Raw genomic sequence first — 26,090 nt, forward strand, 5'->3', positions numbered from 1 at the left:
CCGTCCGCTGCCGGTCGCCCTGTCCGGCAGGCCCTGGACCGGCCGATACAGTTGCCCGACTCGGCGTCAGGAGAGATCCACATGGAGGACCGTCCGTTGAAGCTGATCGACCTGGGGTACGTCAGCGAGCTGTACCGCGAGTTCGCGGGCGAGCTGGCTGCCGTGGGGAAGGCCCAGCGCGAGTACGCCGAGTCGATGAAGGCGACGATGACGCCTCAGCTCGACGACCTCGAGGCGGAGATCACCTACCTGCTGCTGCGGGCCACGAAGCCGGACTCGGTGATGGAGCTCGGGACGTTCCACGGGTGGTCGACGACGTGGATCCTCAGCGCGCTGCGGGACAACGGGTCGGGGCACCTGCACAGCTTCGACATCATCGACAACGTGGTGCGCAACGTGCCGGAGGACCTCGCCGAGGGCCGCTGGACGTTCGTGAAGGGTGACATCAAGGACACCCTCGACCAGGTGCCCGCCGACACCGGCTACCTGTTCGTCGACGCCGCGCACAACTCGCGCTTCGCCCACTGGTACGTCGAGAACCTGTTCCCGCGGGTACCGGCCGGCATCCCGGTGAGCGTGCACGACGTCTTCCACTTCCCGGTCACGCTGCCGCTGCACGAGGGCAAGGTCGTGGTCCGCTGGCTGGACGAGCGGGAGGTCCCGTTCTTCACGCCGTCACGCGCGAAGGCACGCGCCGACTACAACGCCCTCAACAGCCTGCGCGACGAGCTGGGGCTCGCTCCGATCCGGGGCGCCGGCGACAACCCGATGATCTACTTCACGATGCCCGCCCTGCCGGCTCGGGTCTGAGCTGCCGCGCCGGACGAGAGCGGCCAGGCGCACGAGCCCGGTCCGGGCCCGTGGAGCGGGTGCGGCCGCACGCGCGAGCCGGTAGGCGTCGGCCTCGGCGAGCAGGGAACGGTGGCGGTCGTTCGTCACCGTGGCGGTGAAGATCTCGCTGAACACTGTGGTCACGTCCTTGTTTCCGGTGGTGGGCGACGTGTTCCACAATGGGCTCCGCGGAGCCCCCGGACATCCGTGGCCGCCACGGAGCGGACACGGAACTGCTGGTCAGTGCCGTCCGTGCGTGCCGGCGTGTCAGACGAGCGTTGCGCCCATCGCGCGTAGCGCCGACTCCCCTCGGGCCCGCTCGGCGCCTCCGGCGAGGACGAGGCTGCGCGCCCACTGGTAGCGGCAACCGGCGGCCTCCAGGGCACGAGCCGCAGCGAGCACACCCTCCCGGTCGCCGTTGGCGAGAGCGACAGCGCGGTCGACGATCGCGGCCGCGACCGGGTTGTCGCCGATGGCCGGGCGGACGGCCACGGCCCGCTCGGCAGCGTCCGGGTGGTCGGCGAGGACCGCCGCCTCCACCCACAGCGCTCCGTACCAGGGGCGCCAGATCCCCTGGTACCAGCCTTGGATCTCGTCCGGGGTGACGGCGAGCAGGCGCAACGCCTCATCGGGCCGGCCCAGGTGGAGCAGCACGAGGGCGTCGAAGAACGCGCGAGGGTTCCTGTCGTGGAGCGGACGGCACAGGGGTTCCAGCGCATCGAAGATCGACAACCAGGCGGCGCGGCCCTCGGTCTCCCCGCGCAGGCCGTGCACCGTGGCCACCGCGTGAGCGGCACGGCGGAGCGTGGGGACGCGCGGGCGGCCCGCCCGCTCCCAACCCTCCCGGAAGCGTTCACCGGCAGCGACCGCGTCGTCCCAATGACCGTCCAGGAGGGACACGGTCAGCAGACGCGCGACCGCGACGTGGCCGACCTCGCGGTGCAGGGGCAGATCCCGGACGCGTTCGGCGACCCGCCTCGCCTCGTGGAGATCGCCTGCGGCGATCGCCGACTCCACCGCCATGATGTGGGCGTCGGACAGCTCGAAGCCCGCGTCGGCGTCGAGCGCCACCGGGGCCAGCAGCTCGATCCGCCGCAGCGCGCTCGCCAACGCCGCACGCGCCTCACCCCCGGCGAGCTGCACGGTGGTGAGCCGGTCCAGAGCCGCGCTCTCCGTCAGCCGGTCACCCGCTCGCCGCGCCAGCTCCAGCGCGTGCTCCCCCGCCTGCGCCGCCCCCGGGTCGGTCTCGGGTGCCACGAACGCCTCCGCCGTGGCCAGCCGCGCCTGCGCGGCCAGGTCGTCGCCTGCGTACCGCCGGGCCTCGTCCAGCAGCGCGCGCACCTCGTCCGGCGGCGCCGGGTGGGCGAAGGTACCCGGGCCACGGTTCATCAACTCTGCCGCCTGTGCCAGGTCCCGGGCGGCACTCTCCGGGTCGTCCGCGCGCAGGGCCGCGGCCGCGGCGGCGCGGCGCAACCGGATCGCCTCCTCGCCTGCCAGCTGCGCTTCCGCCGCTCCCGCCGCCATGTGCAGAGCCACGGCGGCCTGCGCGGCGTCCGGGGCCAGCGCAGCCGCCTGCTCATAGCGCCACTGCGCCTCTCTCGACAGGCCGCGGCGGTGGCACAGGGCCGCGAGCAGCTCCTTTCCCTCGTAGGCGACCTGACGATGCTCCGGGCGGGGTGCGAACCAGGCGAGGGCGGCGCGCAGCTCGTCGGCGAGCGGGTCGAAGGTCGTCCGCCACGTCACGGTCTCGACGTCGGTGTCGGCGAGCAGGGCCGCCCCCGCATCTCCCGACCAGCGCAGATGCCGCACCCGGCACTCGACGAGCTCCCCGGCGTCCTCGAGGAGTTCGGCACCGTACTGACGGACGGCCTCCAGCACCCGGTAGCGGGTGCCGTCGGCCGCTGTCGTCGGCACCAGCAGGCTGTGGTCGGCGAGCGCCGCCAGGAGCACGCCGATGTCGCGTGTCGCCACGGGAGCCCAGCCGGCCACCGCCGCCGCGTCCTCGACGCGGAACGGCCCGGCGAACACCGCCGCCCGGCGCAGCACCGCCTGCGCCTGCTCGTCGAGCAGGGCGTAGCTCCAGTCCAGCATGGACCGCAGGGAGCTGTGCCTGCTGTCGACGCGGCGCGCGCCGGTGAGCAGCTGGAGCCGGTCGGCCAGACCCGCCTCGAGCCCGTCCACCCCCAGCGAGGGCAACCGGGCCGCCGCCAGCTCGATCGCCAGCGGCACCCCGTCCAGGCCGCGGCAGATCCGCGCGATCCGGCTCCGGTCCGCGGCAGTGACCGGAAAGCCCGCGGCGGCGGCGCGTTCCTCGAAGAGCGTGGTGGCGTCACCGCCCTCGGCATCGTCCCCGTCGGGGACGGACATCCCCACCACCGGGACGACCCGCTCGAACGGCAGCAGCAGCCGCGCGCGGCTCGTCGCCAGCACGACGAGCCCGGGGCTGCGCCCCAGCAGCCGCTCCACCAGCAGCGCGACCCCGTCCAGCAGGTGCTCGCAGTTGTCCAGCACGAACAGGGCCTGGCGGTCGGCGGCCCAGGCGAGCACCGTGTCGTCCGTCGACCGCCCCTGCTGCTCGCCGAGCCCGATCGCCCCGGCCACCGCTGAGGCGACCATCAGGGGATCGGACACCGGGACCAGATCGGCGTACCACACGCCGTCGGCGAACCGCCCACTCACATCGGCGGCCACCGCCAGCGCGAGGCGCGTCTTCCCGACCCCGCCGGGCCCCACGGCGGTGACGAGCCGGGGACCGCGGAGGGCGGCCGCGAGCTCGGCCCGCTCGCTCGTCCGCCCGACGAAGGACGTGAGCGGCGACGGCAACGGGGCCACCCGCCGGGAGGTGTCCCCGGACGGCGGCGCGGGATCGCGCGTCCGCTCCGCGGCGAGCAGCGACAGGGCGCGCCGATCGTTCGCCCCGAACTTGCGCAGCAGGGACGACACGTGGCTCTCGACCGTGCGGATCGAGATGAAGAGGCGGGTGGCGATCTCGGCGTTGGTGAGGTGTTCGCCGACCGCGGCGAGCACCTCCGCCTCACGGACAGAGATGGACGCCTCCGCAACCCCGTCCTGCTTCACGCGGGTGATTCTGCCCGGAGGTACGACCCCCTGATCAACCCCGATGCAGGGCCGTCATCATCGACTCGACGGCGATCTCGGGCTTGACGTTCTGGTCGAGCGCCGTGCGGCAGGCCAGCACGGCCTCCAGCCTCCGCAGCACCGACTCGGGCGACCACTCGGCGGCGGCGCGCCGGATGTCGGCGGAGCGGTCGGGGTTGGTCAGGGCCACTTGCGCGCCACTGCCCGCCACCAGCGTGTCGCGGAAGAACCCGGCCAGGTCGACCAGTGCGCGGTCGATCGCGTCGCGCTGGGTGCGGGTGTTGCGCGACTTCTGCTGGCGCTCCAGGTCCTTCTCCGCCGCCTTCGCCCCCCGGGCGGCCGCGGCGACCCCCTTGCCCACACCGCCGGCGCCCATGGCGACCGCCAGTTCCTCGCGCTCGGTGGCATCGCGGGTCTCGCTCAGCTCGGTGGCCTCGGCCTTCGCGTTGCGCACCAGCTCACCGGCGTAGGCGAACGCGTCGCCCAGCCCGCGGATCCGCATCGGCAGCGACAGCACGGTCTCGCGGTACTTGCGGGCGTCGGCGTCGCGGGCCAGCCTGCGGGCCCGGCCGACGTGGCCGCCCGCGACCGACGCGGCCCAGCCCGCCGTCTCCGCGTCGATCCCGTCGCGACGCACCAGCACGTCGGCGATGGCGTCGGGCGCCGGCGTGCGCAGCGGCACCGGGCGGCACCGCGAGCGGATCGTGATCTGGACGTCCTCCGGGTGGTCGGACGGTGCGCACAGCAGGAAGATCGTCTGGTCGGGGGGTTCCTCGATGAACTTGAGCAGCGCGTTGGCGGCGTTCTCGGTGAGCCGGTCGGCATCGGTGATGATCAGGATCTGGTAGCGCCCGCTCACCGGACGCCGGGCGGCCGACTGCACGAGCTGCCGCATCGACCGCACCGAGATCGACAACCCCTCCGGGACGACCTCCCGCACGTCGGAGTGGGTGCTCGCCATCACCGTGTGGCAGGACTGGCATTGCCCGCACCCGTGGAGCGGGCACTGCAGCGCGGCCGCGAACGCCCGTGCCGCCACCGACCGCCCAGATCCAGGGGGGCCGGTGAACAGCCACGCGTGGGTCATCGCGGCAGGGTTCTCTGCGGCGGCGCTGAGTTCGGCGACGGCGGACGGCTGGCCGACGACCTCGTCCCACACGGTCATGGCCGGACCGTCACGGCGCGGTGGGAGCCGGGGCCGGGGCCTGCGGGACCTCGTCATCGGCCGAAGCGGCCGACCGCTGGGGCAGGAGCGGCTGGATGCCGCCGTAGACCCGGTCGGCCACCGCGTCGGGCGTGCCGTCGGCGTCGACGACGACATACCGGTGGGGCTCGGCGGCCGCCATGCGGGTGAGAAGCCGCTGCACCCGGACGTGCTCCTCACCGGAGATGCCACGGGCCTCGGTGGGGGGCTCCTCGGGAGCGCGGTCGAGCAGTACGGACACGTCGGGGCGCAGCCTGCCGGTGGCCCACGCCGCGAGGTTCTCCAGCTCACCGTGGTCGAGTTCGGCCTGCGCCCGGTCGGCTGCCACGCCGAACTGCACCAGCGGACTCATCAGGAAGCGGTCGACCACCACCACCGCACCGCTCTCCAGCGCCGGGCGGACGACCCGTTCGACCTGATCGGCGCGCACCGCTGCCGCCGCGAGCGCCTTCGCCCGCCTGCCCGACAGCGCCGCTTCCCGGGTGGCGGCGGCCCATCGCTCACGGTCGCGCTCACCGTCGTCGAGCACGACCACGACATGCCCGGCCTCGCGCAGCCGCGTGGCCAGCCGAGCGGCCTGCTCGGTGGTGGCCTCCGCGGGGGCTCCCTCGACGGCGATCAGCAGGCCGGTGCCGGAGCGCGGGTCGCCGCGACGCAGCGCGGCGAGCAGGTCGGGCAGGATCGGCTCGGTGCGACGGTCGTCCATCTGCCGGTAGGCGAGCATGCCCACGCCCGCCGCGATGAGACCGCCCATCAGCATCACGACGCGGGTGCCGTCGACGAGGAACGGGTAGCCGAGCACCTCGATGTGCCGGGCGCTCACCAGACCCACGAACAACGGCACGAGCGCCATCGACCCGAGCAGGGTGAGCCGGACGATCGACTGCACGAACGCCACGATCCGGCCGCGGATCTCGTCGGCCACCTGCGAGCCGATGATCGTGAGACCGGTGAGGAACGCGATGCCGGCGAAGCCACCGACGAGCATGACCGCGAAGATCGCCACGAACAGGTGCGGCGCGATGGCCACCAACACCAGCGCCAACCCGGCGGCGACGATCGCGGCGCCGAACAGCCGGTTGTGCGGGAGGCGACGCGCCAGCCGTGGCGCGGACCCCATCCCGAGCGCGAGCCCGACGAACACGGCGGCGAACAGCACGCCGTACGCGGCGTTGCCACCACCGAGGCTGGCCGCGTAGAGCGTGGCCGAGCCCACGACGGTGCCACCGGCCGCGAAGGCCCCGACGATGCCGAACACGAGGCCGCGCATCATCGGAGTGCGCACGACGAACGCCGCGCCGTCGCGCATCATGGCGAGCACGCCGGGCGCGACAGCACGGTTGCCGATCGCGCGGCCGGAGATCTCCGGGATGCGGAACCAGACGGTGATCGCGATGACCAGGTAGGCGAACCCGCTCAGGACCAGCGCCACGAACACCATCGACAGCGCCGAGCCGCCGAAGAACGAGCCGGCGCTGGAGAGCAGCGTGAACAGACCGGCACCCGTGATCACCGCGACGCCGTAGGTCATGACCAGCGCGAGCTGGTTGGCCGTCTCGACCTGGTCGGGCCTGCGCAGCAGGTTGGGTACGGAGGCGTCCTTCGACGGGATCCAGAACAACGCGCAGATCTCGATGAGGAACGTGGCGACGAACAGCCACCACAGCGAGCCCAGCAGCGGGATCGACACGAACAGGCCGAACCGCAGCAGGTCGCAGACGACCATCACCCGGCGCCGGTCGAACTTGTCGGCGAGCGCACCCGCGAGCGGCCCGAGGACCAGGGCAGGCAGCAGCTTCGTGGCGACGACGCCGCCCAGCGCGAAGCTCTGCGCCTGGTAGCCGCTGGTGAGCTGGGTGGCCAGCGCGGACAGCGCCAGCAGGCTCAGCCAGTCGCAGGTGGCCGAGACCGATGTGACCAGCCACAACCGGCGGAACGCGGGGATCGCCAGCACACTGCGCACGCGGTGCGAGGTGGGCGCCGACAGCTCCGGCATACGCGCATTGGTCGGAGCGGACTCGGAACCGATCGCTCCTCACCTCCTCGGCAGGCGGCCGCGCACCGGGCCGGCCTGCGGCGGACCGGTGGCCGCCGTCGATCGACCAGGGTAGCGGGACGGATCGATTTCATTCGCATCCGGGCGCGTCACTCACAGCGCCTTCTCAGCCCTTTCTCCGGACTTCACAGGAGTGCCGCACCCGGGGGACCGTCCTACGGCTGGAGGAGGGAGGCGACCAGCTGGACGAGGATCAGGGCGAACACGAGCACGAAGAACCAGGTGAACAGCCGGGCACCGATCCGGCTCCTGAGGTGCCGGGAGAAGCCGAGAACGGCGATCTCCTCGACCACGGGAGGGCGGGCCTCCGGGCGGCCGGGTCCGGCGGTACGGCCGGGCGGCCCGGCCCGGGACGACGAGGCTGCCGCCCCGCGCCGTTCGGCCTCGTCGGAAGGTGCGCGGAACGGCGGGCTGCCCTCCCGGTCGAACGGTGCATCACCCGGCCCCGGAGTCATGGGGGCGGATGTTAGGCCCGGGGCGGACGAACCGGGGCAGGCCGACCGGAACGCGGCACACCGACCACACCGTCGGGCAGGCGGACCACCCGATCAGCCGCCGTCGTCCTCGTCGCCGCCGTCACCGTCGCCGCTTCCGTCGCCGTCGCCGTTGCCGCCGTCCTGAGTGGGCGGGGTCTGGCCACCTGGCGGCTGACCCGCCTGCGGGGGCGCACTCGGAGCCGCGGGCGGTGGCGGCACGGATCCGCTGCTGATGCTCAGCACGATGACCTCGCCGGGCAGTGCGGTGCCGCGCGGGCTCTGCCCGATCACGGTCCCGCGAGCCGCCGCGTTGTCGACCGTGCGGGTGGAGACGGTCCAGCCGGCCCGCTCCAGGACACCGCGCGCGTCGTTCTGGCTGCGGCCGACGACGTCGGGGACGCGCGACTCGGCACCACCCTCCAGGTACCGCTGCTCCACGGGCGGCAGCGGCTCCACGGGCTGCCCCTCGAGCAGGGGCTTCATCGCGCCGAACCACGTCTCGGCAGGCGTCTTGCCTCCGAAGATGTTGCCGCTGCGGCAGGCGAACGGCGAGCCGGCGCCGTCGCAGAGCGGCCGGGGCGAGCTGGAGTTGTCGAAGGCGATCACGGCCCCGGACATCTGGGGGACGACGCCGACGAACGCAGCCGACTTGTGCTGCTGCGTGGTACCGGTCTTGCCCGCCATCGGCCGGTTCCAGCCGACCTGGCGCGCCGCCGCCGCCGAGGTGCCGCTGATGTCGTCCTTGCTCAGCGCGTTCATCATCGCGTTGGCCAGCCCCGGCTCGACGGCCTGCTGGCAGGGGGCCTCGGTGACGGGGACGGGGTTGCCTGCCGGGTCGGTGATGGACTCGATCGGGCTGGGCGGGCACCACTTGCCCGCACTGGCGAGGGTGGCACCGACGTTGGACAGCTCCAGCACACTCGTCGGGCTCACCCCGAGCGTGAAGGACGCCTGCTTCTGCGCCTTGGTGACCTCGGCGATCGAGCGGTCGGTGGCGCGTCCGGTGCCCGGGTCCACGAACGGGGTGGTGGCCAGCGAGCGCATGCCCAGCCGCACGGCCATGTCGACCACGTCGGGTACCCCGGTGAACTCCTCGAGCTTGATGAACGCCGTGTTGGGCGAGAGCGCGAGCGCATCGGTCAGCGACAGGCGCTCCGGGAGCCCACTGCTCGCGTTCTGGACGGGCAGCGGACGACCGTTGCCGTCGACGTAGATCGGCGAGGCGTAGCCGCTCGGCGGCACGGCGAGCTGGTAGTTGATGCCCAGCCCCTTCTCCAGCGCCGTGGACGCGGTGAAGATCTTGTAGGTGGACCCGGCACCCAGGTTGACCGGCTCGAAGGGCAGCCCGTAGCTCGTCTCCATCGCCTCGGCGTCCAGGCCGAAGTTGCGGCTCGATGCCATGCCGAGCACGCGGTGCTTGTCCTGCCCCGGCTGCACGACCGACATGACGTTGGCGACGTTGGGCTGGTCCGGCGGGACCTCCGCGATGAGCGAGGCCCTCATCTTGTCCAGGACGTTGCGGTCGAGGGTGGTCTTGATGGTGTAGCCGCCGCGGTTGAGCTGCTCCTGGGAGAACCCGGCCTCGCTGAGGTAGTCGGCCACGTACTTGCAGAAGAACCCCGCGTCGCCCGCCCCGATACACCCGTTGGGCTGGCTCCGCAGCGGGCTGACCACGCCCAGCGGTGCGGCCAGTGCGGCCTGCGTCTGCGCCTCGTCGATCATCTGCTGGTCACGCATCTGGAGGATGACGAGGTTGCGCCGCTCCAGCGCGGCCTCCGGCTTCGTGACCGGGTCGAACGCCGTGGTGCTGCGCACCATCCCCGAGAGCAGGGCCGACTGCGCCACCGTGAGCTGGTCGGGGGTGGTGTCGAAGTAGATGCGTGCCGCAGAGGCGATCCCGGCGGCCCCGTTGCCGAACGAGACGATGTTCAGGTAGCGGGTGAGGATCTCCTCCTTGCTCAGCGCCTGCTCCATCTGCAGTGCGATCTGAGCTTCCTTGAGCTTGCGGGCCGGGGTCTGCTCGGTGGCCTTGAGCTGCTCGGTCTCGGTCTCCGCCTCGACGTAGAGCATGTAGTTCTTCACGTACTGCTGGGTGAGCGTGGACGCGCCCTGCACGACGTCACCGGAGGCCGAGTTGGCGACGAGGGCCCGCAGCGTGCCCTGCCAGTCGACGCCCTGGTGCTGGTAGAAACGCCGGTCCTCCACCGCGACGATCGCGGCCTTCATGGCGGGCGAGATCTCCCCCGCCGCGACGGGCCGCCGGTTCTGGTTCTGCTCGAAGAACCGGGCGATGGGGACGCCTGCGGAGTCGGTGACCGTGCTGGTCTGCGGCAGCGGCTCGTCCACCAGGTCGGTGGAGACACTGTTGACGCTGTCCCCCACATCGCTGGATGCCAACCCGAGACCGGCAGCGACGGGGTACGCCATCCCCGCGGCGATCAGCCCGGCGAGCACGCAGAGTCCGAGTAGCAGGCCCGCTGGTCGCAGGAGATGTCGCCGAGAGCTCACGGGCGTTGAGGGTACGCGGATGCGCGTGGTCCTTCCGTCAGGTCGCCTTCAACCGACTTGAGTAGTTTTGCTCGGTTCCACGTGGAACCGATGGCTCCCAGAATCCGTCTGTGCCGGTCGTGACGATCACGACTTCAGGAGGAGGAGCGGGAGCCATGGCGGGTCGGTGGAACTGGCGGGTGGCGGCTCGGTGCCGGGCGGTCGACGCCGACGGGCTGTTCGTGACCGGGGCCAGGCAGCGGGAGGCGCGCCGGTTCTGCCGTGCCTGCCCGGTCCGCACGGAGTGCCTGGCGCATGCGCTCGACCAGCGCATCGAGTTCGGCGTCTGGGGCGGTATGACCGAACGGGAGCGGCGCGCGCTGCTGCGCACCCGGCCCGAGGTGGGGTCGTGGGCCGAGCTGCTCGCCGACGCCCGCACCGCGCACTACGCGTCGGCCGCGGAGGAGACGGCCGACGCGCTCGCCAGAGTGCTGGAGCAGGAGCCGGAGGAGCTGGAGGAGTCCGCGTGACGGCCGGTCGGCTACCGGGCCCTGGCCGAGCGCAGCGGCCGCTCCGTGGCGGTGCGGCCCTCGGGGACCTCGTCGCCCGCCGCGAGCCGGGTGCCCACCTCGCGGAGCCCGTCGAGGTCGCTCACGTCGCCTGCCACCACCGGCACCTTGGTCACGGCAACGGCAGGGTGTGCGCTGGTGAACCGGGAGAGCAGGCGTTCCTCGCGCTCGGCGAGGTCCACCCGATCGGCGTGCAACCGGAGCACCGCGGCCGCCAGCGGTGCACCTCGCAGTCCATCGGCGACGTCGCGCGCCTTCGTCGCCGACAGCTGCGCCCGCACGGGATGGGTGCGGTTGAGCACCAGACCCGCGAGCGGCATCTCGTCGGCGGAGAGCCGGTCCACGAAGTAGGCCGCCTCGCGCAGGGCGTCCGGTTCCGGGGCGGCGATCACCAGGAACGCGGTGCCGGGCGAGCGCAGCAGGGCGTACGTGGCCGTGGCGCGCTCGCGGAACCCGCCGAACATCGTGTCGAACGCCTGCACGAACGCCGAGGCGTCGGCCAGCAGCTGGCCACCCAGGATCGTGGACACCGCCTTGGCGAACAGCGTGAAGCCGGCCCCCACGATCTTGCGAAGGCCCCGCCCGCCCGCCCGCGCGGGAGCCGACAGCAGCCGGATCATCCGGCCGTCGAGGAAGTTCGACATCCGCTGCGGCGCGTCGAGGAAGTCCAGCGCCGAGCGGGACGGCGGGGTGTCCACCACGATCAGGTCCCACTCACCGGTGGCCGCGAGCTGGCCCAGCTTCTCCATCGCCATGTACTCCTGCGTGCCGGAGAACGAGGAGGAGATGGTCTGGTAGAAGGGGTTGTCGATGATCGACTCGGCGCGTCCGGGCTCGGCATGGGTGTAGACCATCTCGTCGAAGGTCCGCCGCATGTCCAGCATCATCGCGTGCAGCTCGCCCGGCTCATCGCCGCCGCCGACGGCCGCCACGCGGCCGGGCTCGTTGCTGAGCGCCTCCAGGCCCAGCGCCTGGGCGAGCCGTCGGGCCGGGTCGATGGTGAGCACCACCGTGCGCCTGCCGCGCTCGGCGGCCCGCAGCGCCAGTGCGGCCGACGTGGTGGTCTTGCCGACGCCGCCGGAGCCGCAGCAGACCACCACGCGCGTGTCGCGGTCGTCGAGCAGCGCGTCCACGTCCAGCACGGGAGGGACCCGGCCCGGGCTCATGCGTAGGCCCCGCTCAGCGTGGGCACCGAGACGCCCTGTTCGACGAGTGTCTCCGCCAGCTCGTAGAGCGAGCCGAGGTCCACGCCGTCCACCAGCTGGGGCAGCTCCAGACGGGGCAGCGGCGGCCCCTCGTCGAGCCGGGCAAGGGCGTTGGCCTCCGCGTGCACCCGCACCGCGTGGTCGACGGTCTCGGCGACCAGGCCGTCGATCACGTCCGGAGGAAGGTCGAGGCCGGCCGTCGACAGTCCGGCGCGGATCCGCTCGGCGTCCACCCGGCCGTTCGCGGCAGCCGCCACGGAGCGGTCGGGGAGCCACTGCGGCCGCACCCGGTTGACGATCACGGCGCCCATGGGGAAGCCGGTGGCGGCCAGCTCGTCCACGGTCTCGAGCGTCTCGGTCACCGGCAGATCCTCCAGCAACGTCACCAGGTGGACAGCGGTCAGCTCCGAGTGCAGCACCTGCACCACCCCGGCGGCCTGGCTGTGGATGGGCCCGCTCTTCGCGAGGTCGGCCATCGCCTTCGTGACGTCGAGGAAGCTCACCACTCGACCGGTGGGCGGGGCGTCGAGCACCACGGCGTCGTAGACGGGCTGCCCGTCGGGCCCGCGGCGGTTCACGCACTCCTTCGCCTTGCCGGTGAGCAGCACGTCGCGCAGGCCGGGGGCCAGGGTGGTGGCGAACTCGATTGCACCCATCCGGCGCAGCGTGCGCCCGGCCATCCCCAGCCGGTAGAACAGCTCGAAGTACTCCAGGAGCGCCGCCTCGGCGTCCACGGCGAGGGCCCTGACCTCCCCACCGCCGGGAGCCACGGCGATCTTGCGCTCCTCGTACGGCAGCGGAGGCGTGTCGAAGAGCTGGGCGATGCCTTGGCGCCCCTCCACCTCGATGAGCAGCGTGCGCCGCCCCCCGGAAGCCAGTGCCAGCGCCAGCGCAGCGGCCACCGTGGTCTTGCCGGTGCCGCCCTTGCCGGAGACGACATGCAGGCGGGCCGCGGACAGCGCGGCAGGCCACGCGGAAGACGTCACGTCTGTCAGGTTACGGAGCTTGCGTCCGCCCGGCCGCCTGAACGGGATGAGGCGCTGGCTACAGTGACCGTTCATGAGCGCCCCCGGGTCACCTGTCACGACATGGGAATACCTCACCGCTCCGGTGCTGATCCACAGCACGCAAGCGATTCTCAACAACTTCGGGCGCGACGGCTGGGAGCTGGTGGCCGTCACCACCGGCGCCAGCGCCGAGCAGCTCGTCGCCTGGTTCAAGCGACCGGTCCGGGGCTGACGGCATGGCCTCCACGAGCGAGCGGCTGCGCGAGCTGGACATCGTCCTCCCGTCCGTAGCAGCGCCTGCCGGGTCGTACATCCCGGCGCGCCGCACGGGCTCCCTGGTGTTCACCTCGGGCCAGGTGCCCTTCGTCGACGGCAAGCCGGCCGGCACCGGCAAGGTCGGCGCCGAGGTCGACCCCGACGAGGCCTACCGCCTCGCCCGGATCTGCGCACTCAACGCTCTCGCCGCCGTGGACGCCCTGGTGGGTATCGACGCCATCACCGGCGTGGTGAAGGTCGTCGGGTTCGTGGCCTCGGCCACCGGGTTCACCGGGCAGCCGGGCGTGATCAACGGGGCGTCCGACGTGCTCGGCGAGATCTTCGGCGAGGCGGGCAAGCACGCACGCTCCGCCGTGGGGGTGGCCGAGCTGCCGCTGGGCGTTCCGGTCGAGGTGGAGCTGGTCGTGGAGGTCGAGGGGCCGTGAGCTCCTCCGACCAGGCGTGCCACGACCTCCTGGTCCGGTTGGCCGGCAGGCTGCCCGACGACCTGCTGTGGCGGCTGCGCGACTGGCTCGCCGACGGCGGCCGAGCCGCTCTCAGCGCCACCCTGCCGCGTGAGCTGCTGCGTCACCGCGTGGGGCTCACCGACGACGAGCGGGACCTTCTCGTGGCCGCGGTCGGCGAGTGGGGCGCGCCGCGGCGGCTGCTGGACACGATCCTGCCCTCCCACGGCCCCGACGAGCTCTTCTTCACCTTCGAGGCCGTGCCCGACGGCCTGGACCCCGCAGCACTGAGCCTGACCGCCGTGGTCCGCGGCCATCCCGGCTGTGTGGAGCTGCGCCAGAGCCGGCGTACCGGTGGGCGTGGCAGGCAGCGGGTCGTGCTGGTGTCGGGCGGCGAACGGCCGTGGGTCCTCACGGGCGTGCTGCAGCGGGTGCTGCGGGCGCACGGCGACCGCACACCGTGCGTGGAGGTGCTCCCGCCGCACGGAGAGCCACCGGCGTACCACCAGGCAGTCATCATTGGGTCCGCATCGCTGTGGCAATCCCCGGCCGAGCTCGTCGGGGCCTGACGCGCGTCGCGTGTCAGGCGGGGGGCTGACGCTCGGCGGTGCCGGCTGCCGCAGGGCGGTCGGCAGATGACCTGCGGGACGGGAGGGGGCCGAGTGGAACACGAGACGTCACCGGAGACGACGCACGACCTGCTGCTGTCGTTGGCCGGCCGAGTGGACGACGACCTGCTCGCCTGGGCACGGGAGCTGGTCGCGGTCGGCGAGGACGCGCACGCCGTCGAGATCCTCACGGCGAGCCTGATGGCCGCAGGCGCCGTCCTTCCCCCGCCCACGCGCGCAGCTCTCGTGGCCGCGGCCCGCGCCGCACGCACCGATCTCGACCCGGACGCCACGCTTCCCCCGCCCGTCCAGGGCGGCACCCCCGAGCACCTGTTCGAGCCCGGTCCGCCCGATGACGTCGTGGCCGCTGCTCTGGCGGCAGTGCCTCCCCGGCAGCTGCAGGGCTGCCGCGTCCTGGTCTCCCACCGCCTGACACCCGCCGGCTCGGCCCCCGGCCCCCTGCCGCATCCGGTGGTGCTGGTGGAGATCCAGCCCGGATCCCGGGCCACCGACGTGCTCGCCTACCAGCTCGCCGTCATCCTCGAGCGGGCCGGCGTCCCGTCCTCGGTCGAGGTCCTCACCGCGGGCGCGCCCGTCTCCGAGTACCACGCCGCCGCCCTGCGTCACGCCCGGCCGATCCGGTGGGACGCGGAAAGCGAGCGCGGCACGGGCCGGCCCGACTGGCTGGCAGAGCGTCCACCGCCCGAGCGCACTGCGTCCGAGCGCCCGCTGCCGGACCACCCGCTGCCCGAGCGCACCGCGCCGGAGCACCCGCTGACCGGCCGCCCGCTGCCCGAGCACCCCGCCTCGGAGCGCCCACTGCCGGAGCGGCCACTTCCCCAGCGCGCTGCGCCGGAGCGCCCTGCGCCGGAGCACTCCCTCGCCGAGCACCCGCTGCCCGAACGCCCGCTGCCCCAGCGTGCTGTCTCGGAGCACCCTGCGCCGGAACACCCCCTGGCCGAGCGCACTGCCTCGGAGTACCCCCTGCCCGAGCGCGGGCTGCCCCAGCGTGCTGTCTCGGAGCACCCCTCGCCCGAGCGGCCACTTCCCCAGCGCGCCGCGTCGGAGCGCCCCGCGCCGGAGCACCCGCTGGCCGAACGCGCTGCCTCGGAGTACCCCCTGCCCGAGCGTGCACTGCCCCAACGCACTGCGCCGGAGCGCCCTGCGCCGGAGCATCCCCTCGCCGAGCGCGCCGTCTCCGAGCACCCAGTGCCCGACCGCCCACTTCCCCAGCGCGCCGCATCCGAACGCCCCGCGCCGGAGCACCCCCTGGCCGAGCGCGCTGCCTCGGAGCGCCCGCTGCCCCAGCGCGCCGCGTCGGAGCACCCGCTGGCCGAACGCGCTGCGGCGGAGCGCCCTGCGCCGGACCGCCCGCTGCCCGAGCGTGGTCCGTCCGAGCGCCCACTGCCCGAACGCGTTGCGCCGGACCGCCCGCTGCCCAAGCGCGATGTGTCCCAGCGCCCTGCGCCGGAGCGCCCGCTGCCGGATCGCACTGTCTCGGAGCGCCCACTGCCCGAGCGTGTGTCCGAGCGCCCCCTGCCGGAGCGCCCCCTGCCCGAACGCCCCGCACCCGCCGCCGCGTCCGACGCCGCGCCCCCGCTCCCCAGCAGGCGTCCGGGACGCCACCCGCTGGCAGCATCGCAACCCGACGTCGCCGGCCTGCTGGGCAGCCCGTTGCGTCCGTCCGACGCCCTGGCCGACCCGCGGCAGGCGCCACCCGCGCGTCCCCTTCCACGCCGCACCCCGGCCGCGGGCCCGGAGAACGTCGACCCCTCGGAGGCCGGCACGGAGGCGATGCCGGCCGTCCAGCCGCTCATGGCCGTGTCACCCACCGCCGAGCAGGCGACGCCTCCCGCCGACGAGCACGCGCCTTCCCCCGAGAGGCGCGAGGAGGACCGGCCCCGCCCGTCCGCCGGCCCACCGGCGCCCGGTCCGGGTCCAGGACGGCCCGAGCCCACACCGATGCCCGGCCCGGCCGCCCGGCCGCGTCCCACCGCGGCCCGCAACCCGCGTCCCACGCTGGCGCCCCCGATCCCGCTGGTGCGCCGCAACCCGGGCCCACCACCGGTCCCGCCGGCGGCCCCGCTCGGAGCACAGCCCACCGAGCCCCCGGCGCCGCCTCTCGAGCAGGTTCTGCGTCCGACCGATCCCGTCGAGCCACCCCACCCGGCACGCGAGGAAGCCCGGAACGGCGACCTGCCCCGTGAGCTGAGCGAGCAACCTGCCTTCGACGCGCTGAACGACCCCCTGAGCGGACCGCTGCTCGAGCCCCTGCTGGCACCGCTGCTCGACCCGACGATCGACAACGACCCGCCGGTCACCCTCGCGGCCGGCACCCCGGGCGACGTCGGCACCATCGACGACGCGGACAGCCACACCGCAGACAGCCAGACCGCGGACGACGTCGCCGCATCCGGCGACCCGGCCGGCACCGGCACGCCCGGTAGCGACGAACCGGCGGACAGCGGCCACCCGGCGGCGGAGGACGCGCCCGTCGGCAAGACGGTGGGCGGCGACACCGTGGACGGCGACGCCGACCCGGCTCCTGAGCAGGACGACTGGTCGTCCGAGTGGCTCTCCGGCTCCTGGGCGATGGCGCCGTCGGCGTTCGCCGACGACCCGAGCGTCGGCGATGACACGGCGGAGGACGCCTCCGCCGAGCCGGCGCCGCCCGTCGAGCTGGACCGACGTGAACCCCGGCCGGCGCCCCGGCGGGCTCCCCGGCACCGGTTCACCGACGAGACCCCGTACCAGGACGACCGAGCAGCGGAGCCGGCTGCCGAGCCCTCTCGGGACGAGGCTCGGCCCGCTCCCGAGCCGGCACCGGTCGCCGAGACCCGTCCCCAGGACGCGCCGGAACCGGAACCCGTCCCGGGGGCGGCTGAGCTCGGGCTGCGCCCCGAGTCGCTCGCGCGGCTCAGCGATGCGGATCGGCAACTGCTCGCCCGGCTGCAGGCCGAGCTCTCGGAGGGACGCAGGCCGCGGGTGACCCGCCGGGCGGGAATCGCCAACAGCTCGGGTTCCAACGGCTCGAGCAGCAACGGGTCCGGCCACAACGGCACGCCCCGGGCCGACCCACCCGATCTGGCCGGCTGAGTCCGTCAGCCCGCGGCGGCGCGGACCTGTTCCACGAGCTCCTGCAGCCGCAGGCCGCGCTCCACGCCGAGCGCCGGTGCCGGGCCCGTTCCGGCGACGGCGGCGACGAGCTCGTCGAGCAGCGCCGCGTAGCAGGTGCGCGCATCGGCGACGCGGCCGGCGAGCCGGTGCGACACCCCCCGGCCGAACACGGCGAACTCGGTCTCCGTCGGATCGATGGGCAGCCGCATCGACATCGTCACGGTGCTCTGGGCCCCGCCCTCGTGCACCAGGCCGAACCGCCACAGGTCGGGCTGATCGTGGTGCGCCCAGCCGACCGACGAGACGGGGCCGACGGCAGCTTCGAGCATGTCGATGATGTGCGGGCCGACGTCGAGGAGCGCGCCGTGCTCGATCCGCCACGGCGAGGTGGAGTAGGGACCACCGAGCAGTGCTCCGGACAGCCAACGCGCCGTGGCCACCGTGCCCGGACCGGCCGGGACCGAGGGCAGGGCCGCGAGCCAGTCGCGCACGGCCGGGGCGTGCCGAAGCGTCAGCACCATCGAGGAGTGGACTCCCGCCTGCTGCACGGCGGCCACCACCGCACGTGCGTCCTCGACGGAGCCGGCGAGCGGCTTCTCGCAGATCAGGTGCCGCCCCGCGGCGGCGGCCCGCACTGCCAGCTCGCCCTGCACCTGCGGCGGCACGGCGAAGGCGACGGCATCGACGTCCTCGAGGAGGTCGTCGAGCCGGGTGTGCGCTCGGGCCCCGAGGTCGGCAGCGAGCTCATGTGCCACCTCCGGTCTGCGGGTCCAGACCGCGGTGATCTCCGTGGCGGGGTGGGCCGCGAGCGCAGGCCCGTGCACCGTCCGGGCCCAGGGGCCACCACCGACCAGGCCTACGCGCAGCTGATCCACAGGACACATCCTGCCCGGAGCCGGGTTAGTGTCCGTCCATGCCCTCCGAACCCGTCGTTCCGAGGCCCGCGGCGACCGTGCTGCTCGTGCGCGACGCCCCTGCCCCACCGCCCGGGCGCGCTCCCCTCCAGGTCTTCCTGCAACGTCGGGTTGCCGAGATGGCCTTCGCCAGCAGCATGACGGTCTTCCCCGGCGGAGGGGTCGACGCAGGGGACCGCGCCGCGCTCGCGTCGTGGGTCGGCCCCGACCCCAGCTGGTGGGGCGAGCGCCTCGGCTGCGACACCGAACTGGCGGGTGCTCTCGTGCAGGCCGCGGTGCGGGAGACGTTCGAGGAGTGCGGCGTGCTGCTGGCCACCCCGCAGCTCCCGGCCGACCTGCAGCGGCACCGGTCCGAGCTCGTGGCCCGGCAGCAGACGCTGGGGCAGATGCTCGCCGAGACCGGGCTCGTGCTGCGCGCCGACCTGCTCCGCCCGTGGGCGCGCTGGATCACGCCTCCCGCGGTCAAGCGCCGCTACGACACCGTCTTCTTCGTCGCGCTCGTCCCGGAGGGCCAGGAGGCCGATGCCCACACCACCGAGGCCGTCGAGGCGACGTGGTGGTACCCCGCAGAGGCGCTGGAGCACTGGCAGCGCGGGGAGATCGAGCTCATGGCCCCGACGATCCGCACACTGCAGGAGATCGCCGAGCACCCCGACAGCGCCGCGGTGCTGGCGGCCGCCGACGAGCGCGTGGTGCGGCCGGTCACGCCGGAGGTGCGCCGGGAGGGCGGGAAGGTCGTCGTCGTGCTGCCCGACGATCCCGGCTTCCAGCTGGACGTCGAGCGCATCGTCCCCGGAGGGAGCGCATGAGCCACCCGGCGTACGGCGAGCTGCGTCCCGTCACAGCGCTGGCGTCGGTGCTCCTCGCGGAGAATCCGTCGCCGATGACGCTGGAGGGCACCAACACCTGGGTGCTGCGTGCCCCCGGCGAGCGCAAGTGCGTCGTCGTCGATCCCGGTGAGCACGACGAGGAGCACCTGGCCCGGGTCGCCGTCCATGGCCCCGTGGCACTGGTGCTCCTCACCCATCGGCACCACGACCACGCCGGCGGGGCACGGCGCTTCGCCGAGCTCACCGGGGCCCCGGTACGGGCCCTGGACCCGTCGCTCGTGCTGGGCTCGGAGGCTCTCGGGGACGGCGATGTGGTGGCGGCCGCCGGCGTCGAACTGCGAGTGGTGGGCACGCCCGGACACACGTCGGACTCGCTGTCGTTCCTGCTCGACGGTCCGGGTGACGCGACCGCCGTCCTCACCGGCGACACGATCCTGGGTCGCGGCACCACGGTGATCGCGCATCCCGACGGCGCGCTGGGGCCGTATCTCGGTTCGCTGCGGCGGCTCGCCGAGCTGCCCGAGGGCACCACAGTGCTGCCGGGGCACGGCCCGGAGATGCCGGACGCCCCCGCGGCGGCCACGTCGTACCTGGCCCACCGCGAGCAGCGGCTCGACCAGGTCCGGGCGGCGCTGGAGCACTTGGGCCCGGACGCGACGGCGCGGCAGGTGGTGGAGGTGGTCTACGCCGACGTCGACCGGACGCTCTGGGCCGCCGCCGAGTGGTCGGTGCTGGCGCAGCTGGAGTACCTCCGCGCGGACCGCTGAGCGCCGGTCAGGCAGGCACCGAGGCCGGCTCCGCCGACGGCGCAAGGGTGGCCCGGCGCAGCCAGAGCACCACGGCCAGCACCGCGCCGGACGCCCCGCCGGCAAGGAAGGCCGCAGACGGACCCGCCGCCTCCACCACGAAGCCCGCGAACGACTGTCCTGCGGCGAGCCCGAGCGTGGCGGCGGTGATCACCCAGCCGAAGGCCTCCGACGCCGTCCCAGCCGGGGTGGCGATCTCGACGGCCATCGAGTGGGCGGTGACCTGCGGGGTGATGACCGCTCCGGCCAGGAGCATCGTCACCACGAGCACGGGCAGCGACTCGAGCGGGCCGGTCAGCGCCATCATCGCGACGAACACCGCGAACACGCCGAGCAGCACCGGCATCCGCAGGTGCAACGGCCGCGGCCATGGCCGCATCCCGTAGATCACACCTGCGACCACCGAGGCGACCGACCACGCCGACAGCAGCAGGCCTCCCATGGCGGCCGAGCCTGCCGCGGCCGTCACGGCGGGCACGCCGACCTCCACCGTGCCGACGACGAGCCCGAAACCCAGCGACGCGAGCGCAACGGTGCGCATGCCGGGCCGGGCCAGTGCACCGAACAGCCCGACGGACGAGGCCGGCTGGTCGCCGCGGTCTGCCATGGCGGCGGTCCGGGCCCGGACCGCGGGAGTGAGGGCGAATCCGACCGAACCCACCGCCATCAACGCGACAGCCACCACCACGCCGGTACCGGGCCACGGGGCGGCCACGAGGAACGCGGCGATCGCCGGTCCGAGGATGAAGAAGACCTCCAGGCTGATGGCCTCGTAGCCGTAGGCGGTGTCGCGCAGTCGTCCGGGCGGAACGAGGTCGCTCCACAGTGCCCTGGACGCGCCCGGAAGGGCGGGCTGCACGAGCCCGGCGACCAGAGCCAGCGCCACGAGCACCGGCAACGGCCGGCCCGTCTCCACGGCGGTCACGAGCGTGGCGCCGGCCAGCCCGAACAGCACGGCGACGAGCAGCAGCGGCCACGTGGGCCCGCGCCGGTCCATCACCCGGCCCTGCACCACCGCGCCGATCCCTTCACCGGCCAGGATGCCCGCGGACACGAGGCCCGCTGCGGCGAACGAGCCGGTGGCCCGTTGCACGTAGAGCAGGGTGGCCAGGCCGAACATCGCGATCGGCAGGCGGCCGACCGCGGAGGTGAGCACGGGGCCAGGAGCCCCGGGGGACGTCAGGACGATTCGGTAATCGGCGAGGGATGCGGACGAGGACGACACGCGGACCAGCGTGACACATTCTGGTACGTCCGTACCACTTCTTTGTTCCGGGCACGAAAAAGCGCTCCCGGCGCGACGCCGGGAGCGCTCGATCGACGGACCGTTACCGGGCCCGGCGGGCCAGCCGCTCGGGCTCGAGGATGAGCACGCTCTTGCCCTCGAGCCGTAGCCAACCCCGATGAGCGAAGTCGGCCAGAGCCTTGTTGACCGTCTCCCGGCTCGCGCCCACGAGCTGCGCGATCTCCTCCTGGGTGAGGTCGTGGGTGACACGCAACAGGCCCGACTCCTGCGACCCGAACTGACGCGCGAGCTGCAGCAGCGACTTCGCCACCCGGCCCGGCACGTCCGTGAAGATCAGGTCGGCGAGCATGTTGTTGGTGCGCCGGAGCCGCCGCGCGAGCACGCGCAGCAACTGCTCGGCGATCTCGGGCCGCTTACCGATCCACTCCCGCAGCGCGCTGCGGTCCATCGTGTAGGTGCGCACCTCGGTGACCGCGGTGGCCGACGACGTGCGCGGCCCCGGGTCGAAAATCGACAACTCTCCGAACATGTCGGAGGGCCCTGCCACCATCAGCAAGTTCTCGCGACCATCGGGCGACTTGCGCCCGATCTTCACCTTGCCGCTGCCCACGATGTAGAGCCGATCGCCCGGCTCGCCCTCCGCAAAGATGACGTGTCCCCGTGGGAACTCCGCCGGCTCGAGCGCTTGAGCCAGGGCGTCCGCCGCGTGCGGCTCCACTCCCTGGAAAATCCCCGCGCGGATCAGAACCTCGTCCACTGCACCGCCCCTCGTCCCGGCCGCTCGCCCGCGGCGGACCACTGGCGCGCCAGTCTAGGGGGTGCGTCAGACGTGCGTGCCGTCGCAACCGCCCTTCCGTGGGCGCCGCCATGAGGTTTCGTCACCTATAAGCCCAGTTCAGTACGGTTCGACCGGTCCCAGGTGGGGCCACGGACGGGTCACGCGGCCTTGCTGCGCTTGGGCGACCGCCTGCTCCGCTGGTTGCGGTTGCGCAAGCGGAAGAGCTCGAGCGCCCGACCGGTGCCCTGTCTGAACAAGGCCCGGACCTCGTCGGGGCGCGGTCGTTCCAGGAGCTCTTCGAGCTCCTCCGGCCGGACAGTGGCCTCCCGTAGCTTGGATTCGACCCGCTCCATTCCGAGCGCGAAGAACATCACCAGCAGTGGCACGAGGACGGACAACCAGGCAGTCATGACGAGGGGATGGTCCCGCACGGGTGACGGGGGCCGTCGCGCAGGGGTAGAGCGCGTCGGCGTGTCGATACCATTTCGTGATAATCGCAGTCACGGTGCGTCACGGGCGTTTGCTGACCGCCGCCGTCGCAGCGTGTCGGTGGGGCGCCGTAGGCTCGAAGCGTGACCACCGCATCGCGGAACGCGGCACGCCTAGCCAAGAGGGTGGCCGACGGGGAGCCGTCCCTCGGCCGGGCCCGGCGGGTCGGACGGATGCTGCGCACCCTTGCCGCCACCCACCCCGACGCGCATTGCGAGCTCGACTTCCGCACGCCGCTGGAACTGGCCGTCGCCACGATCCTGTCCGCACAGAGCACCGACAAGCTCGTCAACTCGGTCACGCCGGCCTTGTTCGCGCGGTACCCCACCGCGGTCGACTACGCCAAGGCCGACCGCACCGAGCTCGAGGGCCTGATCCACAGCACCGGCTTCTTCCGGAACAAGGCCACCTCGCTCATCGGGCTGGGAGCCGCCGTCGTCGAGAAGCACGACGGCGTGTTGCCGCACACCATCGCCGAGCTGGTGGCCCTCCCCGGCATCGGGCGCAAGACGGCCAACGTGATCCTCGGCAACGCCTTCGACGTCCCCGGCATCACCGTCGACACGCATCTCGGCCGTCTCGTCCGGCGCTGGGGCTGGACCCAGGAGGAGGACCCGGTCAAGGTCGAGCACGCGGTGGGCGCGCTCGTGCCGAAGCGCGACTGGACGATCGTGTCCCACCAGGTGATCTTCCACGGCCGCCGGGTCTGCCACGCCCGCAAGCCCGCGTGCGGTGCCTGCACCCTCAGCGCCGACTGCCCCGCCTACGGCACCGGCCCCACCGACCCGATCAGGGCCGCCGCGCTCCTCAAGGGGCCGTCCCGGTCCCACCTGCTCGCCATGGCCGGCATCCCCGACGACGAGGCGCCGGCGCCCGAGCCGACGGGCGAGGGCCAGGACGCACCATGACGAGGCTCGGCCGCTGGCTCGGCCACCGATGCGACCACCGGGCGTGTCGGTGAGTCCCACGCGTGCCGGGGTCCGGCGCTCCGAGCTGGTCACCACGCTCGTCGTCGTAGTGCTGGCGGCGGCCGCCGTGTTCGCGCTGTGGCCGCGCAGCGGATCGGAGCGGGCCGCGCCCGCGCAGGAGGCGGCGGGCCCCACGGCCGTCTCGGTGCCCGACTCCGAGCTCACGCCGCTACGTGCCGCAGCCGGGAGCGCACCGTGCCCCGCAGGTAGCGGCGCCCCGGCTGCCGGTCCGCTGGCCGGCGTCACCGTCCCGTGCCTCGGCGCGCCCGGTTCCGTCGACGTCGGCACGGCGCTCGCCGGCCGTCCGGCCCTCATCAACGTCTGGGCCTCCTGGTGCGGACCGTGTCGGGACGAGCTGCCCGCGCTGGCCGCCTACGCCGCCCGGCCGGGTGCCGTGCCGGTGCTGGGCATCGACTCCCGTGACGACCCGCGTGCCGCCCTCGCGCTGCTGCGCGACATCCGCGTCACGCTGCCGTCCGTCACCGACCCCGACGGCGCACTCCGCACCGCCCTCGACATCCCGCCCGCGCTGCCCGTGTCCTACGTGGTACGTGCCGACGGCAGCGTCACCCGGGTCGACCCACCCGTGCCGTTCCGCAGCGCCGACGACGTCGCGGCGGCCGTGGAGCGACTGTCGTGACGGTGACCGTGGTGACGGAGACCCGGTCGTGACGACCCTGCAGCCCGAGCGCACCCCGGGATGGCTACGCCCGCTGCTGGAGAACGTCGGCGACGCCGACGCGGCCACGCTGAGCCACCACCGCATCCGGCCCCCCGCTTCCGGCGGGCGACGGGCCGCCGTGCTGGTGCTCTTCGGCGAGGACCCGGTGCACGGTCCCGACGTGCTCCTCGTGGAGCGGGCGAGCACCCTGCGCAACCACGCCGGTCAGGTTGCCTTCCCCGGCGGCCGTGCCGACCCGGAGGACCGCGACGCCGTCGCCACCGCCCTCCGGGAGGCCGAGGAGGAGACCGGCGTGGAGCCGGCCGGGGTCGCGCCGCTGGCCGTGCTGCCCGAGCTGTTCATCCCGCCGTCGGGTTTCGTGGTCACGCCGGTGGTCGCCCACTGGGAGCGTCCGGTCGCCGTGCACGCCGTCGACACGGGCGAGACCGCAGCCGTCGTCCGAGTGCCCCTCTCCGCGCTCGTCGAGCCGGCCAACCGGCTCCTGATCCGTAACCCGTCGGGTACCAGCGGCCCCGCGTTCGCCGTTTCGGGGCTGCTCGTCTGGGGTTTCACAGGGGGCTTATTGTCCGCTCTGTTGGATCTGGGGGGCTGGGCGCGCCCCTGGGACACCTCCCGGATGGACGATCTGGGCACAGCGTGGTCCGCGGCACGGGCCGGTCGGCAGGAGGTCGCAGGATCATGAGCGCGGTGCCCCGGGCAGCCGGGCGGGACGCGCGCAGGCGAGGTGGCACCACGGGTGACCCCGCGCGCGACTCATCGATGCAGCGCATTGGCGAGGCCGAGCGATGAGTTGGGTCGACGGGGTCGTTCTCGGGTTGGCGCTGATCGCGGCGGTGTCCGGGTGGCGGCACGGCATGGCGGTGGCGCTGCTGTCGTTCGTCGGAGTGCTCACCGGCGCCGTTCTCGGTGTACGGCTGGCGCCGTTGCTGGCTGCAGGCGTGGAGGCGCCCACCACGCGCGTCATCGTCAGCGTCGTCGTGGTGGTGCTGCTGGTGGCCCTCGGCGAGACCACGGGGGTCTTCTTCGGGCGGCGCATCCGGGACCGGATCACCGGCCATCGTTCATTGCAGGTCGACTCCACGCTGGGCTCGGTGCTCCAGGCCTTCACCGTGGTCATCGCGGCGTGGCTCGTCGCGCTGCCGCTGGCGTCGGCCAGCTTCCCCGGCCTCGCCTCGGGGGTGCGCGGGTCGGAGGTGCTCCGGGCCGTCGACTCCGTGATGCCGGCCGGTGCCAAGGCGCTGCCTGCCGAGCTGCGGCAGCTGCTGAACAACTCCGGCTTCCCCGACGTCCTCAGCCCGTTCGCGGAGACGCCGATCACGGAGGTCGGTCCCCCGAATCCCGCCATCGCGCAGAGCCCCATGATCGAGGACCTGAGCAGCAGCGTGCTCAAGATCCGCGGTCGCGCCCCGTCCTGCGCGCGCCAGCTGGAGGGCACCGGGTTCGTGATCGGACCCCAGCTCGTCCTGACCAACGCCCACGTCGTCGCCGGCACGTCCGATACCGGGGTCGAGGTGGTCAACAGGCGCGGTCGCACGGTGGAGCTCACCGCCGAGGTGGTGCTCTACGACCCCCGGGTCGACCTGGCGGTGCTGCGGGTGCCCGATCTGGACGCGAAGCCGCTGACGTTCGACCCCAAGCCCGCCTCTCCGGGCAACGACGCCGTAGTGCTCGGCTATCCGCTGGACGGCCCGTTCACGGCCACGCCGGCCAAGATCCGGTCCATGATCAACCTCAAGGGCCCCGACATCTATGACGACGGCGAGGTCACGCGGGAGGTCTACACGGTCCGGGCCGTGGTCCGGTCGGGCAACTCCGGCGGTCCGCTCGTGGCGCCGGACGGCCGCGTGATCGGTGTGGTCTTCGGCGCGGCCCTGGACGACCAGGAGACCGGCTTCGTCCTCACCGTCGACCAGGTGGCGCCGGTGGTGCAGGCCGCAGCCAACCTGCGCTCCGAGGCCGACACGGGCAACTGCGCGGCCTGATCCCCGACCAGGGGCGG

At 73.5% G+C, this 26,090-nt stretch carries 23 protein-coding genes; 12 read left to right on the forward strand and 11 right to left on the reverse strand.

All coding sequences use genetic code 11. From position 1 onward, the window contains the following. The first annotated feature begins 81 nt into the window (after positions 1–81). Positions 82–810: a class I SAM-dependent methyltransferase gene (locus AC5L35_RS07655; protein WP_495058851.1), complete on the forward strand. Its 729-nt coding sequence runs from the start codon at positions 82–84 to the stop codon at positions 808–810. Between the two features lie 288 nt (positions 811–1,098). Here AC5L35_RS07655 and AC5L35_RS07660 read toward each other — a convergent pair whose 3' ends face one another. From AC5L35_RS07660 to AC5L35_RS07680, 5 genes are all read right to left on the reverse strand, one after another. Further along, complete coding sequence (locus tag AC5L35_RS07660) at positions 1,099–3,909, reverse strand: LuxR C-terminal-related transcriptional regulator (RefSeq protein WP_495058852.1); 2,811 nt, start codon at positions 3,907–3,909, stop codon at positions 1,099–1,101. Between the two features lie 34 nt (positions 3,910–3,943). Further along, complete coding sequence (locus tag AC5L35_RS07665) at positions 3,944–5,095, reverse strand: DNA polymerase III subunit delta' (RefSeq protein WP_495058853.1); 1,152 nt, start codon at positions 5,093–5,095, stop codon at positions 3,944–3,946. A 10-nt stretch (positions 5,096–5,105) separates the two neighbouring features. Further along, entirely contained in the window at positions 5,106–7,130 is a 2,025-nt protein-coding gene (locus tag AC5L35_RS07670; protein WP_495058854.1) for a bifunctional MFS transporter/dTMP kinase, read from the reverse strand. 215 nt (positions 7,131–7,345) lie between these two features. Next, positions 7,346–7,645, reverse strand: a complete 300-nt coding sequence (locus AC5L35_RS07675; RefSeq protein WP_495058855.1) for a hypothetical protein — start codon at positions 7,643–7,645, stop codon at positions 7,346–7,348. A 93-nt stretch (positions 7,646–7,738) separates the two neighbouring features. Beyond that, on the reverse strand, positions 7,739–10,174 hold the full coding sequence (locus AC5L35_RS07680; protein ID WP_495058856.1) for a penicillin-binding protein: 2,436 nt from the start codon (positions 10,172–10,174) through the stop codon (positions 7,739–7,741). Between the two features lie 155 nt (positions 10,175–10,329). Here AC5L35_RS07680 and AC5L35_RS07685 point away from each other — a divergent pair, with 155 nt between their 5' ends. Continuing rightward, the gene (locus AC5L35_RS07685) at positions 10,330–10,683 is read left to right on the forward strand and encodes a WhiB family transcriptional regulator (RefSeq protein WP_495058857.1); all 354 of its coding nucleotides are present in this window, start codon (positions 10,330–10,332) and stop codon (positions 10,681–10,683) included. Positions 10,684–10,694: 11 nt separating this feature from the next. Here AC5L35_RS07685 and bagB read toward each other — a convergent pair whose 3' ends face one another. Both bagB and bagA read right to left on the reverse strand, forming a co-directional pair. Continuing rightward, a complete protein-coding gene (gene bagB, locus AC5L35_RS07690; protein ID WP_495058858.1) occupies positions 10,695–11,888 on the reverse strand; it encodes an ATPase BagB in 1,194 nt (397 codons plus the stop codon). Further along, complete coding sequence (gene bagA, locus AC5L35_RS07695; RefSeq protein ID WP_495058859.1) at positions 11,885–12,913, reverse strand: ATPase BagA; 1,029 nt, start codon at positions 12,911–12,913, stop codon at positions 11,885–11,887. The genes bagB and bagA overlap by 4 nt, the downstream gene beginning before the upstream one ends. A 73-nt stretch (positions 12,914–12,986) precedes the next feature. On the opposite strand from bagA, the gene sp36 reads away from it, so the two are divergent. From sp36 to AC5L35_RS07715, 4 genes are all read left to right on the forward strand, one after another. Next, a complete protein-coding gene (sp36, locus tag AC5L35_RS07700) occupies positions 12,987–13,166 on the forward strand; it encodes a Sp36 family protein (RefSeq protein WP_495058860.1) in 180 nt (59 codons plus the stop codon). A 4-nt stretch (positions 13,167–13,170) separates the two neighbouring features. Next, positions 13,171–13,635: a RidA family protein gene (locus AC5L35_RS07705; RefSeq protein WP_495058861.1), complete on the forward strand. Its 465-nt coding sequence runs from the start codon at positions 13,171–13,173 to the stop codon at positions 13,633–13,635. Beyond that, positions 13,632–14,222: a hypothetical protein gene (locus AC5L35_RS07710; protein WP_495058862.1), complete on the forward strand. Its 591-nt coding sequence runs from the start codon at positions 13,632–13,634 to the stop codon at positions 14,220–14,222. The genes AC5L35_RS07705 and AC5L35_RS07710 overlap by 4 nt, the downstream gene beginning before the upstream one ends. Before the next feature lie 93 nt (positions 14,223–14,315). Continuing rightward, positions 14,316–17,357 carry a hypothetical protein gene (locus AC5L35_RS07715; RefSeq protein ID WP_495058863.1) on the forward strand — a complete coding sequence of 1,014 codons (3,042 nt, stop codon included), beginning with the start codon at positions 14,316–14,318 and terminating at the stop codon, positions 17,355–17,357. 5 nt (positions 17,358–17,362) lie between these two features. Here the strand turns inward: AC5L35_RS07715 and AC5L35_RS07720 are convergent, their stop codons facing one another. Continuing rightward, a complete protein-coding gene (locus tag AC5L35_RS07720; RefSeq protein WP_495058864.1) occupies positions 17,363–18,253 on the reverse strand; it encodes a Gfo/Idh/MocA family protein in 891 nt (296 codons plus the stop codon). A gap of 38 nt (positions 18,254–18,291) precedes the next feature. On the opposite strand from AC5L35_RS07720, the gene AC5L35_RS07725 reads away from it, so the two are divergent. After that, on the forward strand, positions 18,292–19,101 hold the full coding sequence (locus tag AC5L35_RS07725; protein WP_495058865.1) for an NUDIX hydrolase: 810 nt from the start codon (positions 18,292–18,294) through the stop codon (positions 19,099–19,101). Beyond that, complete coding sequence (locus AC5L35_RS07730; RefSeq protein WP_495058866.1) at positions 19,098–19,889, forward strand: MBL fold metallo-hydrolase; 792 nt, start codon at positions 19,098–19,100, stop codon at positions 19,887–19,889. The genes AC5L35_RS07725 and AC5L35_RS07730 overlap by 4 nt, the downstream gene beginning before the upstream one ends. A gap of 7 nt (positions 19,890–19,896) precedes the next feature. Here AC5L35_RS07730 and AC5L35_RS07735 read toward each other — a convergent pair whose 3' ends face one another. The 3 genes from AC5L35_RS07735 to AC5L35_RS07745 form a co-directional block, all read right to left on the reverse strand. Further along, entirely contained in the window at positions 19,897–21,084 is a 1,188-nt protein-coding gene (locus AC5L35_RS07735) for an MFS transporter (protein WP_495058867.1), read from the reverse strand. Between the two features lie 172 nt (positions 21,085–21,256). Next, positions 21,257–21,931, reverse strand: a complete 675-nt coding sequence (locus AC5L35_RS07740; RefSeq protein ID WP_169398011.1) for a Crp/Fnr family transcriptional regulator — start codon at positions 21,929–21,931, stop codon at positions 21,257–21,259. A 179-nt stretch (positions 21,932–22,110) separates the two neighbouring features. After that, positions 22,111–22,362: a hypothetical protein gene (locus AC5L35_RS07745; protein ID WP_495058868.1), complete on the reverse strand. Its 252-nt coding sequence runs from the start codon at positions 22,360–22,362 to the stop codon at positions 22,111–22,113. Between the two features lie 252 nt (positions 22,363–22,614). Here AC5L35_RS07745 and nth point away from each other — a divergent pair, with 252 nt between their 5' ends. The 4 genes from nth (at position 22,615) to AC5L35_RS07765 (ending at position 26,073) form a co-directional block, all read left to right on the forward strand. Then, the gene (gene nth / locus AC5L35_RS07750; protein ID WP_495059252.1) at positions 22,615–23,349 is read left to right on the forward strand and encodes an endonuclease III; all 735 of its coding nucleotides are present in this window, start codon (positions 22,615–22,617) and stop codon (positions 23,347–23,349) included. Between the two features lie 49 nt (positions 23,350–23,398). Then, positions 23,399–24,049, forward strand: coding sequence for a TlpA family protein disulfide reductase (locus AC5L35_RS07755; protein WP_495058869.1), 651 nt, complete (start codon positions 23,399–23,401; stop codon positions 24,047–24,049). Between the two features lie 28 nt (positions 24,050–24,077). Further along, entirely contained in the window at positions 24,078–24,773 is a 696-nt protein-coding gene (locus AC5L35_RS07760; RefSeq protein ID WP_495058870.1) for an NUDIX hydrolase, read from the forward strand. A 103-nt stretch (positions 24,774–24,876) separates the two neighbouring features. Next, positions 24,877–26,073: a MarP family serine protease gene (locus AC5L35_RS07765; protein ID WP_495058871.1), complete on the forward strand. Its 1,197-nt coding sequence runs from the start codon at positions 24,877–24,879 to the stop codon at positions 26,071–26,073. Positions 26,074–26,090 lie beyond the last annotated feature (17 nt).

Source organism: Pseudonocardia sp. OZ21, assembly GCF_059359135.1.